We start from the raw sequence: 16,806 nt of genomic DNA, 5'->3' as shown, positions 1-16,806 counted from the left end.
ATATTTTCAGTAACAATTCCCAAGGTTACTTACTTTCCTTAATCTATTTTATTCTCGGGATCATTTTCCATAAAATAGCCTTAAAAAATTGCTGCACATAGAGTTTTCAAAAATTCATTAAAAGCTTACTGATGGTTTGTCAGTGTTGCAGCGATTCACTAACAGTTTATTAACAATTTCTTTCAGATTGTCGAGTTTTAACACTTCATGTTATACATAAGATAATTTTTGGTGTTATACATAAGATAATTTTTCATGTTACGCATACAGATAATTTTTCGTATTATACATACAGATAGTTTTTCTCTGGGCTGAAAATTACAGTTCCTTTTTACAAAGGTAAGTCAGAGATGGAATAGAAAATTCTATACAACTTACTATTTAGTAAGTTATCTGCTGATTATAATTTGCTTTATAATTTTATTTCTTTATTTTGATATTATTCTAATCCAATATATTAATATGGTTTAATGTTTAAATTCTGGTTTATTAATAAAAAATTACATAATAATTTGTATTTAATGTGGGGGATTTAAATAAACAAGTTTGTCAGCTTAGCAGTAGCCTTTCTTATATTCACATTAGGCTCTAGTACCGGAACTGCGATTGAGATTCTCGTCCATCCAGGAGAATCAATACAGGCCGCAGTAAATAATACAAGCTCAGATGATGTGATAATCGTAAAGCCTGGAAACTATACCGAAAACGTCGTAATTGGTAAGCAAAACCTGACAATAAGGTCAGAATCCGGGAATCCTGAGGATACGATAGTCACTACGAACAATCCGAATGTAAATGTATTTCACATACGAGCAAATAACACAACAATTAGCGGGTTTAAAATCCGATCAGCCCAATCCACCCAGGTAACAGGTATCTATTTATCCGGATGTAGTCACTGTACTATAAGCAACAATGATCTTTCGGAAAATAATCTAGGACTATATCTGAGTAACTCAAAAAATAACACGATTTCAGACAATAAAATGAATCTAAATGAAAAATACGGAATTCAGCTCGTGCACTCGGAAGGGAATATACTCTCAAACAATAGCGCAGATTCAAATAATCACGGAATTATTCTAGAGAATAATTGCAGCGACAATAACCTGACTGGAAACATAGTAGGCTGGAACGCAGGCTACGGTTTTTACCTCATAAATTCAAGCAGCAATAACCTGAATAACAATACGATAAGCAGGAATGATATGGGAATTTACATGACAAATTCAAACCTGAGCGTTATTTCAGGGAATAATATCTTGGAAAATATCCGATACGGGATGTGGATATCACATTCAAACTATAGCATAATTTCGGGGAATACTATTAGCAAAAGCAACTGGGGCATTCATCTGAATTCCTCGGATAACAGTACATTTTCTGGAAATATTCTTTCTTTCAATTATGTTTCAGGCCTTTCCATGTGTCCAGCCTGCGATAATAATACTATATTCAATAATTATCTCAATAATACCTTTAATGTAGAAGTCGGAAACAGAAGAAATACCTGGAATACAGTAAAGAAAGAAGGCATAAACATTATAGGAGGGCACTACCTCGGAGGTAACTTCTGGGCAAGCCCTGATGGGGCAGGTTTCTCTCAAACCACACAGGATAAGGATGAAAATGGAATTGCAGACATAAAGTATAACGGAACCAACTTTACGGACAATCTACCTCTTGTACCTGTATCCAATCCGCAGCATCAGGCGCCCCCTGTTGCAAATTCCAGTCGTATCTTATAAATCCCGGTTCCGATCTTACTACGTTACTGCCTCAAAAACGATTAAAAATTCTGTATTTTCAAAAAGCAGCTTAGAAGATGACAACGCCACAGAAAAAGACTGATCTTAAGTGGTGAACCATGTTAAAGTGAGAGCAACTACCAGCAGCACTTAAGTGAAAAAAAAAGAAAGAGTCACCCGATAGGAAACGAAATGACTTAACCGAGTGCCTTTCTTATTTTTCCCATTTTGGTGAGGGTAGAGCATACAAGCTGGGAAACTTCCTCATCCATGCAGTTTCCTTTGCTTCCTGCCTGCAGGAGGTCAGGCTGCATCATTTCCACCAGAATACGGTACGAAGGTTCGGGACTGGTTTCAAGATCAAAGGTATCACGTAGAATTTCGATGTCTTTACGGACTTCCTTCAGACATTCCCCGGATAGGAAGCGGGAAGCTACATTGAGATCCAGATATCCGGATGCAAAGTTCAGGTCATCTGCAAGGGAGGGGAAGTATTTTATAAGCAAGTTTTCACAGGTGGCTTCTCCGAGTTTTTCCCGTGCCTTTTCAAGGGCACGACCTGTGCCTATAAATTCCGGAGGCAAGCCTATGGAGTAGAGAGCACCTGTAAACTTGATTGCCCTAGGAAGGTGAAGATTTTCAGCAGGCATGCTGGCTTCAAGCTCTTTTCCGATGTCAGTACGGCAAAGTTTGACCAGACCTGATATGTCAGGAGCACTTCTCGAATAACCGCCTGTCCCTTTGCTCATAAGACGATCCCGCTGCTGGGGAAGAAGGTCAGCTATCTGGTTTATCGTGGGAGCCAGTTGCCTGAGAATCCGGCTGTAGCTTGCTCCAAATATCCCAATAAGGTTTACTATTTCTTCTTTTTCTTCGGCTGAAAAGACTTCAGGCGTTTCAGGCAACCTCTCTTTTGCAAGGTTTACCAGAGCCTCAGCGTCCCCTTTTTTATGGCTATACCTGAGCGCGGACTGAAGAGTAATGGTTCCGATTCCCCGATATTCTCTGAAAAAGTTTTCAGCGTTCTTCAAGTCCAGATGCCCTCTGAAAGGCAGCGTTCCTGCTCCGAATATAATGCCAGTTTGGGTATCAAGTTCGGAATTTAGCTCGGAAATCCCGTTTATTGCGCATTTGCATGAAAGCGTGCTCGCAACGTGCCCGAAGGAAAGGGCAGAGTCGGATTTGCCCAGAAACACCCTGAATTCGTCAGGAACTGTCCCGAAGTGTTCTTTCCAGGCAAGAATCGTATTTCCTGCAAGTTCTTTTGCGTGCAGCAGTGCAGGAGCATCCTCAATAAGTGGAATTATGCGGGGAACTTCCATTGAGAAACCAAATTCCTTTTTTGAAAGCTCGCTTATATCTACCATGTGCTGCTGAGCTTCAATAATTTCCTTGACACTGCCTGTCATTGGATGAACGAACTCATTGATTGCCTGAACATCCGAATATTTGAGGGCATCGTGATTAGCCTCAGCAATTGACATCATAACCATGAGCTGCCTGAATCGGTTTTCCTGAACTGCACTAGGAGCCCTGGGAGTAATGACAACATCCTTTCCGGGAACAAGATCCGTCTCTTCTATGAGTTTTAATACGATCTGAACATTCTGATGGTACGGTGTGGCCTTCCCTTCGTAATCCGGCATATACTCGTCACAGCCGAATACCTTTGCAGCCTCTATAGCTTCTCCCGGCTCTTCCTGTGTCGCGATATATTTTGACGCCGCGTCAGGATGCTGAGTACACATAACCTTTGGAAAATTGGTTTTTCTGTTCATGAAATTAAATCCTCACTGCGTAAAGCTTAGCTTTTAACTTGCTGCTGAACCTACTATTGAATTTTCTGTGGAGCTCGCTACGAATTTTTGATACTGAACCTGATAATGGATTTATTGCGAAACTTGTAATTCTTTTAGTGAGTGGCAAGTAAATTGCGTTATTGTTAACCACTAGTTTAGTGTAAAACGGCATCGAAGCATATTGTTTACTCTGTGATAAATGTTTCCGTTTACAATAGGTTGACATTTAGAGCCTGAATAATAAAATTACTGAGACTTACACCTGAAGTTTCAGGAGAAAAGATAATTCTGTAAACAAACCGTGCAAAATTACCAAGATGAAATCGAAAATCTGAGAGCTTGAAAAATCCAGTACCCACCTCGAAACTGTCTTCTATATATTAGTTGGCATCTTTTATTCTATGGTATACTAAAGATACCGGCATCAAAATAGTTTTGTGTGCTAAATGATTAAAAGAGTTTAGGAATAACTGAAAATTTTAGAGTTGGATAAACAGAAAATCTCGTGATAGATAATTTTGGGGTAAACAAAATGTTCTGTAATCAATGCCAGGAAGCGCTGAACGTAAAAGGTTGTACTAAAAACGGAGTATGTGGTAAAAAAGGAGAAGTTGCAGATCTCCAGGACAGGCTGATCTATGTCCTTAAAAGCATATCTTTCTATAACCTTAAGGCAAGGGCTGCAGGCCTGAATGAAGAAACAACAGACAGGTTTTTGCTTGACAGTTTCTTTGCGACTCTGACGAACACCAATTTTGACAGGCGAGAAATTGAGTCTCTAATAAACAAAGGATTCAAGCTCAGAGATGAGATTAAGGGAAAACTGCCAGCCGAAGATTTAGCTGTCGAAAAAGAATTACCTGCTGTGGCTACGGTTACTCCGGACAGTGTAGAGAATATGGATGTTGCTGTCCATTCCACACAGGACGAGGATATTCGGTCTCTTAGAGAACTTCTGACTTATGGCCTGAAAGGACTGGCTGCTTATGCTCACCACGCTTACGTCCTGGGATACAAGGATGAAGCAATTTACGAATTCATAGAAAAAGGGCTGGTTTCGACTGTTGACGACCGTCTGGGAGTTGAAGCCCTGCTTGGCCTTGTTCTGGAATGCGGACAAAAAGGCGTATCCGTCCTTGCCCTGCTTGATAAGGCAAACACTGAAACCTATGGAAACCCTGAGCCTACAGTTGTTAATATAGGTGTGAGAAACAGGCCAGGAATCCTGATCAGCGGACACGACCTTCGGGATCTGGAACAACTTCTTGAGCAGACAAAGGACACAGGAATTGACATTTATACACATGGAGAAATGCTGCCTGCAAATGCCTATCCTGCCTTCAAGAAGTACGATAACTTCGCAGGCAATTACGGGAATGCCTGGTGGAAACAGAACGAAGAATTCGAAAAGTTCAACGGCCCAATCCTCATGACTACAAACTGCATAATTCCTCCAAGAGAATCGTATAAAAATCGGATTTATACTACAGGGGTCGTTGGATTTGAAGGGCTCACCCACATCTACGAAAAAGAAGACGGTACAAAGGATTTCACCCCTCTCATCGAGCAGGCAAAAACAAGCAAGCCTCCCGAGCCGATCGAAAGCGGAACTATAACCGCAGGTTTTGCACACGAGGCAGCTCTTTCGGTTGCAGATAAAATTATAGATGCAATAAAGACCGGAAAAATAAGCAGGTTCATGGTCATGGCAGGCTGCGATGGCAGACACAAGGAAAGGGCTTACTATACCGATTTTGCAAAAGCTCTCCCTGAAGATACCGTGATCTTGACCGCAGGCTGCGCCAAATACCGCTATAACAAACTTGATCTGGGCGATATCGAAGGAATTCCGAGAGTAATCGATGCCGGTCAGTGCAACGACTCCTATTCGCTTGTGGTAATAGCCCAAAAACTTGCAGAGGCTTTCGGGCTTGAGGATATAAATGACCTGCCTGTATCCTACAATATAGCCTGGTACGAACAAAAAGCTGTGCTTGTGCTTCTCGCCCTCCTGAGCCTCGGTGTAAAGAATATCACTCTAGGCCCGACACTCCCGGCTTTCCTTTCACCCAATGTTGTTAAAGTGCTGGTTGAAAACTTTAATCTCAGGCCCAATACAACAGTTGAAGAGGATCTAAAAGTGCTTCTGAAAAAGGCATGAAGACAGGCAGCCCAAATAGCCTCCTGATTTCCGTCACCCGAGTCCTATCTGGAGGATTGAGACCTTTTAGGTAGAGTTGCGGCTCTGCATTCCTCTAATTTCTTTTTATGGGCAATTTAATTCCTCAGCAGCCTTGAGTACTTTATTCCTCAATGTTTTGAGTGCTTCGTTTCAGTATCCTAAATACTTTATTCAATGTCCATTTCATTTTTAGAAATCTGTATGCTTGAACAGTAAAAGGCAAGGTTGCTTATCGTAAATTAACTCTAATTTAAAAATTGAGAAAGCAATATTCCTTTGGAGCAAGTAACTTTGGAGCAAGTCCACAATTTATAAACTGTGTTCGAACCTGTTCTATTCGGATATCACCTGGAAAGGCTATCCAGAATGTGGCCGTTTTTCCTTAAAGGCATAAAAAGAACTATAAAGACCATAATAATGAATAATTTTAAATAATAAAAACGAGTGCAGTTAAATATATATTCTATAGAAAATAAAATATAGACGCTCATGCAAAAAAAGATTATCTATGGAATTGATATTGCTCGGGGCTCTCCCAGGGCAAAGGAACTTCCCAGATACGCACTTGCTATCCTAAAAGACGGAGAAGTTTCCCATCAAAGTATGCTCCGTCGCCAGAAGATCTTTAATATGATCCAGAGGGAAAGGCCGGAAATAATAGCTGTTGACAATATTTTTGAGCTTGCGGCCGACCGAAGCGAGCTCCTTTCTCTTATGGAACGGCTGCCTGAGGGTGTTAAACTGGTTCAGGTCACAGGCGGACTGCATCCCGAACCACTTGTCAGGCTTGCAAGGAAAAACGGGCTTTCTTTTGACCCTGAAAACCCCAACGACGAAGCTGAAATATGTGCCCGCCTCGCAGATATGGGAATTGGGCATGAAGTTTCCCTTTTTGAAGATATTACAAAGATCAAAGTCAGTAGAGCCCGTTCCCTGGGAAGGGGCGGCTGGAGCCAGAACCGGTACCGTAGAAAAGTACACGGAGCTGTGCTACAAAGGAGTAGAGAGATTGAAAATGCCCTGAAAGATCTTTCCAGGGAAAAAGGCATCAGGTTCGAAGCCGTAAACGTAAAAGGCTTCGGAGGCTATGTCAGGTCTGAATTCACTGTTTATGCGAAACGCGGAGAGATACCGATACATCCAATGGCAAGTAATGATGCTCAGGTAAGCGTAAGAAGTGTTGAACGCGATAAAATCCGATACGTTCCCCTTAAACCGAAGAACCCAAGACGTAAGTTTACAATCGTGGGAATCGACCCTGGCACAACCGTGGGAATAGCGATTCTTTCTCTTGATGGAGATCTTCTTTACTTGAAAAGTTCTAGGGGAATGGCTCCTGACGAAGTGGTTAAACTTATCGCAGAGTACGGAAAACCTGCAGTTATCGCCAGCGATGTAACTCCAATGCCTGGATCGGTTGAGAAAATTCGAAGAAGCTTCAATGCCGTACCTGCAAGTCCCGGAATAGAGGTTTCTGCCGAAGAAAAAATTGCGCTTGGAAAAACTTTTGGCTACTCAAACGACCATGAAAGAGATGCACTGACTGCGGCTCTTCTCACCTACAGGAGTTACAAGAATATATTTACCCGGATTGAAAAGAAAGCTCCGCAGAATGCAGACATTGAGCTGATAAAATTTTATGTAATCCGTGGAGCTTCCATAGAGGCTGCAATTGAAAAAGTCCGGGAGTCGAGCGAACCTGAAAAACCAAGGCTAAGAGATCATGCCGAAAAACCGGAGGACAGGTCAGTTGACGAATCCCTCCTGAAAATGAGGGAAACTGTCCAGCGGCAGAGCGAACAGATTCAGAATCTTCAGGAATACCTTGAAGAATTAAAGAAGGAACTGATTGCAAAAGACCGAAAAATCTCAAAGCTTGAGTCAAGGTTGAACAGCTTCAAAAAAGAAGCTTACAGCGAAATCCGGAAATCAAAAGAAATCAAGATCAGGGACGAAACCATTGAAAGCCTGAAAAAAGAGGTCAGCCATAAAAGCAAAACCGTAAAGGAACTGCGGCGCAGAAGCAACAAATTGCGTAAAATTCAGAAGATGGAAGTCCGCGGCGAAGGTACGGCTGTTAAAGTTATTGCTGCCTTTACTAAGGAATCCATTGCCGAAACGAAGGAAAAATACGGGCTTAGGACAGGTGATGTCGTTTTCCTTGAGAATCCAAGCGGAGGCGGAGCTGCAACCGCTCAAATCCTTGTAGAAGCCGGAGTCCGAGCCGTAATCATCCTTGAGGACATTTCGCACGCAGCCGAGGAGACTTTCTTCAAAGGAGATGTGCCGGTCTTAAATAATATTCAGCTCGAAAGAGCTGAAGATTTTGCAATGGTCGAACCTGAAACCCTCAAAGCCGCAATCGAATCCTGGGAAAAAGAAGCTGATGCGAAACGCCACAAAGCCAAACAGGACGAACTACAGAGCCTCTTTGACGAATATAAGAGTGAAAGACGCAGGGGCCTGGTTTAAGAAAAATTCGTTTTTAAAATTCCATGGTTTCCTCATTGATCTCGCTCGCATAACATCCCACTCTCGAGACAGGACTCAGGTAAATCAGTCCTTTTCAGAGAATTGAAAATGATGTCTCTTACCCAAAATTCAGCCCTCTTGAGCGAAGCGAAAAGGGCACCGTCCTCCCGAGACGGGACTCGGGAGACGGAACCTCGGGAAGCATCTCTTTTTAAGCAATAAATCCCATCTGAACCAATATGTCAGATCCCATAAAAGAATCCGCTAAAGAATCTACCAAAAACCCGATTAAAGAACATTTCCAGCTCAAGGAAACCATAGTTACGATTGCAGCCGACAATCAGGCCCATATCGAAGCCGCAAAAGAAGCGATCCGCATCCACAGGGCAGCCCTTGAGACTTACATTCTTTCCGATCCTTATTTTCAGCTTACTCTCGAACCTTACGAATGCCCGGAAAATGCACCTGAGGTTGTGAGGAGAATGGTAAAAGCCGGAAATACTATGGGCATAGGGCCAATGAGTGCGGTTGCAGGCACAATTTCGGCCCTTGCAGTAGAAGCAATGGTTGAAGCAGGAGCAAAATACGCTATTGTCGACAACGGAGGAGACATCGCACTTATCAATGACAGAACTATTGTGGTTGGGATCTATGCGGGACAGTCTCCTATTAAAAACCTTGGGCTAATATTCGAACCTAGAGACTCGATTACAGGCGTTTGTACTTCGGCAGGGACAGTTGGTCCTTCAATCAGCTTTGGGATGGCGGATGCAGCTGCAGTATTCTCAGATGATGTATCCCTTGCGGATGCAGCTGCAACGGCTCTTGGAAACGAAGTAGGCATTGGAAAAGAATCTGTAGAAGCTTCCTTCAAAGCTGTAAAAGGAATTCCAGAAATAAAAGGCGCACTCGTAATCCAGGGAGAATACATTGGCATGTGGGGACAGGTTCCAAGGATTACAAGAGCAGATGTCAGGTACGAGTATATAACTAAAGCATAATTTATCTAAAGCATAATTATCTAAAGCTAGATATTCACCTGAATCTTTTCAATATTTTTTAATATCACAGAATTTTTTATGCGCTTTGTAGCAAAATATCTTTTTGGCTCGAATTTTGCAACAACGCTAGGGTAAAAACATTAATATATAATCAATTTTATCTTTAATGAGATATTAAAATTGCGATTATATCACAAGGTAGACCGATTCTATTTTTAAAAATATGGGTATATTCTGCGAATTTGCTAAGGACTTCAGAAAAGTTCCCTCATCTCAAAATGGAATTTCTAACATGTAATTCAATATAATCTTTCAAGATTGTGCTTACGGTAGGGAAAAATACAAAATGAATGAAAAATTGAGAAAATCTGGTATTGATATTATTGGAGATTTACCTTGGGGAGCACACTTTTGCCAATTCTACCGGACAAAGGAAGATTTGACGGAAATACTTGTTCCTTTTTTCAAAGCAGGATTGGAAAATAACGAATATTGCTTATGGATCACAGCATACCCTCTAGATGCAGAAGAGGCAAAAGAAGCTTTAAGAAAAGCTATTCCTGACTTTGATATTTATCTGAAAAATGGCCAAATCAAAATTATTCCCTACACTGATTGGTATGTAAAAGAAGGTATATTCGTTTCTGGAAGAGTCTTAAATGGCTGGGTTGAAGAACTCAATCAGGCTCAGGAAAGTGGCTACAAAGGAATGAGGTTTAGCTGGAACACTTCCTGGTTGAAAGAAGAGGAATGGAGTAATTTCGTTAATTTTGAGAAAAAAGCGGATTCTGTTATTAGCAACTACCATATGATAACTCTATGTACCTATTCTCTCGATGCGCATGATCTAACTGAAACTATAGATATTGTCGCAAATCATCAATTCACTTTGGTTAAAAAGGAAGGAAAATGGGAGCAGATAGAAAATTCCGGGTGGAAAAATCTTGCAAAGCGTAAGAGGATCGATGAAGTCCTGCCTCAGAATGGGCAGAGCAGCAGGCTAAAATTGGAAAATATGCTCTTGCCTGTTCGGAAGATGGCTAATTTGGAGCTTGTCGATATTATTGATGTCCAGGCGATCCAGTCTCTCATGGAGGATTTCTATAAACTTGCTCACATTCCCATAAGCATAATCGATCTCAAAGGCAATGTTCTGGTAGGCGTTGGATGGCAGGACATCTGCACGAGATTCCACAGGGTTCACCCTGAAACCTGCAAGCACTGTGTAGAAAGTGATACTAAGTTATCTTTAGGTGTTTTCCCTGGCGAATTTAAGCTGTATAAATGCAAAAACAATATGTGGGACATAGCTACCCCAATCATTGTAGGCGACCAGCACGTTGGCAATATTTTCTTAGGGCATTTCTTTTTTGAGGACGAAATTCTGGACTATGAGTTTTTCTTATCTCAGGCTAGAAAATACGACTTCGATGAAAAGGAATACGTGGCAGCACTTGAAAAAGTTCCGCGGTTGAGCAAGGAGGTTGTGGACACAAGTATGGCCTTCTTCATGAAGTTTGCCAACATGCTTTCACAACTAGGCTACAGCAATATCAAGCTGGCTCAGTCGCTGGCAGAACGCGATACCCTAGTGGGTGCGCTGCGAGAGAGTGAGAAACGTGAACGTGCTCGCTCGGATGAACTGGCAGTATTACTGGATGCCGTGCCCGCAGCAGTGTGGATAACACACGATCCCAGAGCGCTTCAGATAACTGGAAATCGGCTCTCATACGAATGGCTCCGAATTCCTGAAGGCGCAAACGCTCCCAAATTAGCTCGGATGGAGAAGATACCTGAGACGTTTAAAGTGTTTAAGGACGGGGTAGAGCTCCAGCTTGAAGAAATGCCGGTGCAGGTGTCAGCTGCAGGGAAAGAAATACACGACTACGAGTTCGATATTGTTTATCCTGACGATACGGTGAGACATGTATTGGGTAACGCCAGATCTCTACGTGATGTGCAGGGTAACCCAACAGGGTCAATTTCTGCGTTCATAGACATCACAGAGCGCAAAAAAGCAGAAGAAGCCCTTAAAAAAGAACATGACAACTTAGAAAAATTAGTTGAAGAACGAACAGAACAGCTTGAGAAGGCCTATAACTCGTTGAAAGAAAGCGAAAAAGGTCTTGCTGAAGCTCAAAAAATGGCTCACATTGGAAACTGGGAATGGGATATTATAACTGAGGAAACATACTGGTCAGATGAGCTATATCGCATTTTTGGACGTAACCTTGAAGAACCATACCCAACTTATCAGGAAATTTTAAACTATGTTCATCCCAGCGATCGAGATTATGTCAATAATAGTGTTAACAGAGCTATGAATGGAAAACCTTACAGCATTGATTACAGGATTCTCTCGGCTGATGGGGAAGAACGTATAGTCCATATGCAATCCGAAGTTATTTTTGATGAGAAAAAGACCCCTATTCGACTAAAAGGAATAGTCCAGGACATTACTGAACACAAAAAAGCTGAAAAAGCTCTGATAAACCTTGAAATCGCCCACAAAAGGGAAATTCATCATAGAATTAAGAATAACCTGCAAGTTATCTCTTCTCTTCTGGATCTTCAGGCTGAAAATTTCAACAACAAGAAATGTATTGAAGATTCTGACGTTCTCAGTGCTTTCAGAGAGAGTCAGGACAGAATAATGTCCATTGCTTTGATCCATGAAGAATTACATGAAGGAGGAGGAAGAGACAATACCCTGGATTTTTCGTCATACCTTGAAAAACTCGTTGAGAACCTTTTCCAGACCTACAGGCTTGGAAATACAGATATCAATTTAAATATGGATCTCGAAGAAGACCTTTTTTTTGACATAGATATCGCAGTTCCACTGGGAATAATTGTTAATGAACTGGTTTCCAATTCATTAAAACATGCATTTCCAGACAGGAAGAAAGGAGAAATCTGGATAAAACTATTCAAAGAAAAAGAAGCCGAAAGTTCATCAGGTAATGACAAAAAAGAACCTGTTAGAAAAGGTACAGGATATACCCTGATCATCTCGGATAACGGAATTGGCATTCCCTACAATACTGATATAGAAAGTTCAGATACTCTTGGTCTGCAGCTTGTAAACATTCTTGTAGATCAGTTAGACGGGGAAATCGAGCTAAAAAGGGATAAAGGTACCGAGTTCGATATAAGAATAAATGTATAAGGTCTGTAAAGTTCTCGATAAAACAAAAACAGAGACATATCATATGCTCCTCCTTAAAGTTAGGATTTTACGGATAATATTATTCTTGGATCTTATTCTGAGATTTTAGGATAGTATGTTGTCAATCTGAGATATTTATCAATCTGAGATATTTATCAATCTGAGATATAACAGAGTTCGTTTTATGATAGTTTAGATTATATTTTGAGATTAGGGTAAATTTTAGGAATTAATAAACAGAATGTATATTTTGGAATGATTTTTAATGGAACAATTTTTATAAATAAACGTTATATAATTAAATATATCAAATTTTATTTCATGTTCAAATTAGTATTTTCATCCAATTAGTGCTTTTATACTCATCCGGTAATTTTCACTAAAACTTTGTTCAGGGGTAATAGAGTAAGAGACTAGTGCCGGAAGACTGGAATTTTATCATTATAAGTAGAGTATTTGAAAATCTATCCATGGAGGAGACAATCTGTGCTAGGGGGATACGCAGGAAGATTTCTTGATGTTAATCTTGAAAATGGAAAACTTAAAGATATACCGCTTGATGAAGAAGTTTTGAGATTGTACCTTGGAGGAAAAGGGCTAGGTCTGAAATTCATATATGATGAGCTCAGAGCTGATATCCAGCCTTTTGACCCAGATAATCTTCTGATTTTTTCAACAGGGCCGGCTACAGGAGCCAGAGTGCCTACCAGTGGGCGTTACCATATCCTTACCAGCAAATCCCCCCTGACAGGAGGGTTGGGGAGCGGAAACTCGGGAGGAAAATGGGGAACATATCTGAAGTTTGCAGGATATGACGGTGTGCTAGTCAGAGGAATTTCGGATAAGCCAGTCTACCTGAGCATTATAAACGGGAAGGCTGAACTTGTGGAAGCTCCAGAAATCTGGGGCATGACAACAACCAGCGTTACGGCTGAACTTATTGACAGGACCACAAAAGATCCTAAAAAAGCGTCAGTCGCCTGCATAGGTCCTGCAGGAGAAAATCTAATTTCTATGGCCTGCATCATGAACGATGAATATAGGACAGCAGGCAGAACAGGTTCTGGAGCGGTCATGGGCAGCAAGAAACTAAAAGCGATCGTTGTTTCAGGAAATGAAAGACAGAAGCCTGCAAATCCGGAGATGCTTGTAGAAAAGGTTGCAGAGGCAATGAAAATGATCCGGGAAAACCCGGTAACAGGTCCCAAAGGAGGGCTGCACGTCTATGGAACTGCAGTCTTGGTGAATATAGTCAATGCACATGGAGCATATTCTTCCAGAAACTTCCAGAACAGCTATTTCCCTGACGCCGATGAGCAGAGCGGAGAGAGGCTCACTGCAACCTATCTTACAGGCACGACTGGCTGCTGGGGCTGTCCTATCATCTGCGGAAGAAAATCCAGTGTTCCCGAGGGGCCTTTTAGTATCAAATATACCGAAGGCCCGGAATATGAGACTATTTTTGCCCTTGGGTCCAACTGTGGGGTAAAAGAGCTCGATGCCGTTATAAAAGCCAATCACTTCTGCAATGAGTTCGGGATCGATACTATTTCCATGGGAGGAACTATTTCCTGTGCTATGGAGCTTGTCGAAAAAGGAAAGATCCCCGAAGAAAAACTGCATGGCTTCAACCTGAGATTTGGAGATGCGTCGGCAATGGTTGAATCCGTTTGGCGGACAGCATATAAAGCCGGATTTGGAGCAGATCTGGCTCTTGGATCAAGAAAACTTGCAGAGAAGTATAACGCGCCGGAGCTTTCTATAAATGTTAAGGGCATGGAACTGCCAGCTTACGACCCGCGCCCAATTCAGGGTATAGGGCTTGAGTATGCGACTGCAAACCGCGGAGGTGACCATGTTTATGGCTATACCATTCCAGCCGAGATTATTGGGCTACCGAAAAAGCTTGATCCCTATTCTACTGAAGGTAAGCCTGAATGGACAATTTTCATGCAGGACATGGGCTCTGTGATTAACTCAACTGTAATCTGCCTCTTTACGAGCTTTGCAATTGGGCTCCCCCAGTATGCAGGTATGCTCGAAGCAATTACAGGCATGGAACTTTCTCCTGAAAAACTGCTTAAGATAGGAGAAAGAATCACAAATCTTGAACGCTTGATAAATAATATTTATGGACTTGACAGGGCAGCCGATATCCTTCCAAAGCGCCTTACTGAAGAACCTGTATCAGGAGGCCCATCAAAAGGGCAGATTTCCCATGTGCCTGAAATGATAGGCAAATACTACTCACTCAGGGGCTGGGTTGATGGGAAGCCCACTGAGGAGAAACTAAGGGAACTTGGAATTCCTGTAACAACGCCTGAAAGCTCAAAAAGCCCGTATAAAATGGCAGCATAAGATTTTCAGGACTTTAACATGAAAGTAAACCTGAAATTCCTGGCCTCAATCCGCGAAATAGTCGGAGCGCACGAAATCCCATTCGAAATAAGTCCAGGCAGTACAGTGGAATCCCTGCTTGAGATTCTGGAATCCCGCTTTGGAGCAGAGTTCAAAGAAGCAGTTGGAAAGCCTTTTGAGGACAAGAACCCAAAAATTATGTTTATAGTTAACGGCAGAGACATAGACTTCCTTAAAGGGCCCAGAACAGAACTGAAAGAGGGAGACACTGTAGTCCTTATTCCGCCTGTTGCAGGCGGATAAAAGACAGAGCTTAACCGAAAGCTGCATGGTAGCTCTAAAAAGATTTATGTTAATTCGTGCATTAATTTATGGATATAATCAATTACAGCTAAGATTGAAAAGGGTGAGCCTGGAATATGGAGTCAACGAAAAAGGATGAAACCTTGAAAGCTCTGGTTATTGTAGATATGACTAACGATTTCGTGTATGAGACTTACGAATATGAAGGCACGTTATATGAAGGTAAACTTGTAGCCCCATTGGGAAAGGAAATTGTTGACAAAATAGCCAGGCTAATAATAAAGGTAGTAAAGGGGGGAACAGTCAGCGTTCTCAGGCTTCCGAAAGATCACCCCAACGCCTTTATGAATCCCGAACTAGAACTGAAAATCTCAGAGATGGGAATTAATGAAGTATTCATGACAGGTCTGGTTGAGGAAGTCTGCGTATATATTAATAGCCTGGGCTTCCTTGAAAGAGGCTTTCGAACAAATATAGTAAAAGGTTGTACCGCGCCTTTTGATGAAGGAAAAGGGAGAGAGGCCTTCAGTGAGCTTATGGAATGCGGAGCAAAAATGGTTGACGATATTCCTGATGACATAAAGGTCATCCTGCTTCTCGAAGACGAGCACGACGAAAATTCCGAAGAAATAAAATCAGGAGAATGGCCGCCCCATAATATGAAAGGAACCCCCGGAGCCATGACCGTAAAACCGATCAGGGATGTGCTTGAGGGAAGGTATAGTTAAGTAACCCAAAACAATTCCAAAACAATTGACCCGAATACTGCCGGACGCCTGGATTTGAGTCGTAACCCAATAGATGTAAAGGATAGCAAGATTTTAATCATTGGTGAAGATAAATTTGAAGCTGTCAAGCTCCGTATAAAACGACTAAGAAAAGAAATTCAGCTTCTTTCGAGGTTTTGCAACAACTATAACTCCCGAAAGATTGACTAATTTTTCTAGTTTTCAAAACTGAATTATGTTTTTTAAGATCTGGTATTGAAGGAGTTCGTGGACTAGAATACCATACCCAGCACTAAGAACCGCTCCCAGGATAGCATATCCATTAGCATGGATGGAAAAAGGCTTATTTGCAAAAGCTTTCAATTAATATATTCAATTAATATATTATACTTTATTGGATGCCATGGATGGACAAGAGATGACCGCTATATTTGGGGAGTTATTGAGCTTCGATCAAGAAAACGGTCCTGAGGTAAAGCTAAGAGTCTTTGGGGATGAGTTCTACGCTCGCTACGAAACGGAAGAAGGATATACCGCGATCTACGATGAAATTTTAGGAAAATTCACATATGCCCGGATAAAAGATGGCCGTTTCGTCTCCAGCGGAGTTGATTTAAGCCATAATCCACCACTTGGACTTGAAAAGCATCTAGAAGAATCAGATGAGGTACGCATGAAAAAGGCCGAAAAAAGATTCTCCCGATATTAGCTGTTATAGAGAGCAATTAGCATCGTTTATTTCCATTAGACCTTCTACTTTAAATATATAATTGAGTCGTTTTGATTTCTTCTCAAATTAGAGCATGAATTTTTTTGGAATTATACCTTTTATCCACACATAACATTGTGATTTTCTTGTCCTATTTGATTGTATTATGAGAGCATTTGCATGTTTGATTTTATGATTTGTTTTCTGACTAATCTTCCATTCTAGTATTATCTTCTATCTTCTCCGTGATGCTAAAAAGCTTTAGATTTCTTGAAAAAATGAGATCAAGCATAAAAATGAGATCAAACATAAAAGGGTCGTGTACTTGAGTTATTGA

At 41.4% G+C, this 16,806-nt stretch carries 10 protein-coding genes; 9 read left to right on the top strand and 1 reads right to left on the bottom strand.

What is annotated here, in order from left to right:
* The first annotated feature begins 536 nt into the window (after nucleotides 1-536).
* Nucleotides 537-1,748 (top strand): right-handed parallel beta-helix repeat-containing protein, encoded by a 1,212-nt coding sequence (locus tag BP549_RS05490; protein ID WP_349682339.1) that lies wholly within the window; start codon nucleotides 537-539, stop codon nucleotides 1,746-1,748.
* A 197-nt stretch (nucleotides 1,749-1,945) separates the two neighbouring features.
* On the opposite strand, the gene ppcA is transcribed toward BP549_RS05490, so the two are convergent.
* Nucleotides 1,946-3,526, bottom strand: coding sequence for a phosphoenolpyruvate carboxylase (ppcA, locus tag BP549_RS05485; protein WP_292378805.1), 1,581 nt, complete (start codon nucleotides 3,524-3,526; stop codon nucleotides 1,946-1,948).
* A 553-nt stretch (nucleotides 3,527-4,079) separates the two neighbouring features.
* Here ppcA and hcp point away from each other — a divergent pair.
* The 8 genes from hcp (at nucleotide 4,080) to BP549_RS05445 (ending at nucleotide 16,469) form a co-directional block, all read left to right on the top strand.
* Nucleotides 4,080-5,708 (top strand): hydroxylamine reductase, encoded by a 1,629-nt coding sequence (gene hcp / locus BP549_RS05480; protein ID WP_292378803.1) that lies wholly within the window; start codon nucleotides 4,080-4,082, stop codon nucleotides 5,706-5,708.
* Between the two features lie 510 nt (nucleotides 5,709-6,218).
* Nucleotides 6,219-8,201 carry a DUF460 domain-containing protein gene (locus BP549_RS05475; RefSeq protein WP_292378800.1) on the top strand — a complete coding sequence of 661 codons (1,983 nt, stop codon included), beginning with the start codon at nucleotides 6,219-6,221 and terminating at the stop codon, nucleotides 8,199-8,201.
* A gap of 239 nt (nucleotides 8,202-8,440) precedes the next feature.
* Nucleotides 8,441-9,202 (top strand): UPF0280 family protein, encoded by a 762-nt coding sequence (locus BP549_RS05470; protein WP_292378799.1) that lies wholly within the window; start codon nucleotides 8,441-8,443, stop codon nucleotides 9,200-9,202.
* A 346-nt stretch (nucleotides 9,203-9,548) separates the two neighbouring features.
* Nucleotides 9,549-12,371 carry a PocR ligand-binding domain-containing protein gene (locus BP549_RS05465; protein WP_292378796.1) on the top strand — a complete coding sequence of 941 codons (2,823 nt, stop codon included), beginning with the start codon at nucleotides 9,549-9,551 and terminating at the stop codon, nucleotides 12,369-12,371.
* Between the two features lie 486 nt (nucleotides 12,372-12,857).
* Nucleotides 12,858-14,729 (top strand): aldehyde ferredoxin oxidoreductase family protein, encoded by a 1,872-nt coding sequence (locus BP549_RS05460; RefSeq protein ID WP_292378793.1) that lies wholly within the window; start codon nucleotides 12,858-12,860, stop codon nucleotides 14,727-14,729.
* Between the two features lie 18 nt (nucleotides 14,730-14,747).
* Nucleotides 14,748-15,032 (top strand): MoaD/ThiS family protein, encoded by a 285-nt coding sequence (locus tag BP549_RS05455; RefSeq protein ID WP_292378790.1) that lies wholly within the window; start codon nucleotides 14,748-14,750, stop codon nucleotides 15,030-15,032.
* A 116-nt stretch (nucleotides 15,033-15,148) separates the two neighbouring features.
* Nucleotides 15,149-15,760 carry a cysteine hydrolase family protein gene (locus BP549_RS05450; RefSeq protein WP_292378787.1) on the top strand — a complete coding sequence of 204 codons (612 nt, stop codon included), beginning with the start codon at nucleotides 15,149-15,151 and terminating at the stop codon, nucleotides 15,758-15,760.
* Between the two features lie 418 nt (nucleotides 15,761-16,178).
* Nucleotides 16,179-16,469, top strand: a complete 291-nt coding sequence (locus BP549_RS05445) for a hypothetical protein (protein ID WP_292371425.1) — start codon at nucleotides 16,179-16,181, stop codon at nucleotides 16,467-16,469.
* Nucleotides 16,470-16,806: the final 337 nt, after the last annotated feature.

The organism is Methanosarcina sp. UBA289, assembly GCA_002496565.1.
In the GTDB taxonomy this organism is placed as follows: Archaea; Halobacteriota; Methanosarcinia; order Methanosarcinales; family Methanosarcinaceae; genus Methanosarcina.
Note: the sequence above shows the minus strand (reverse complement) of the source record. Positions and strands in the feature narration are given on the sequence as shown.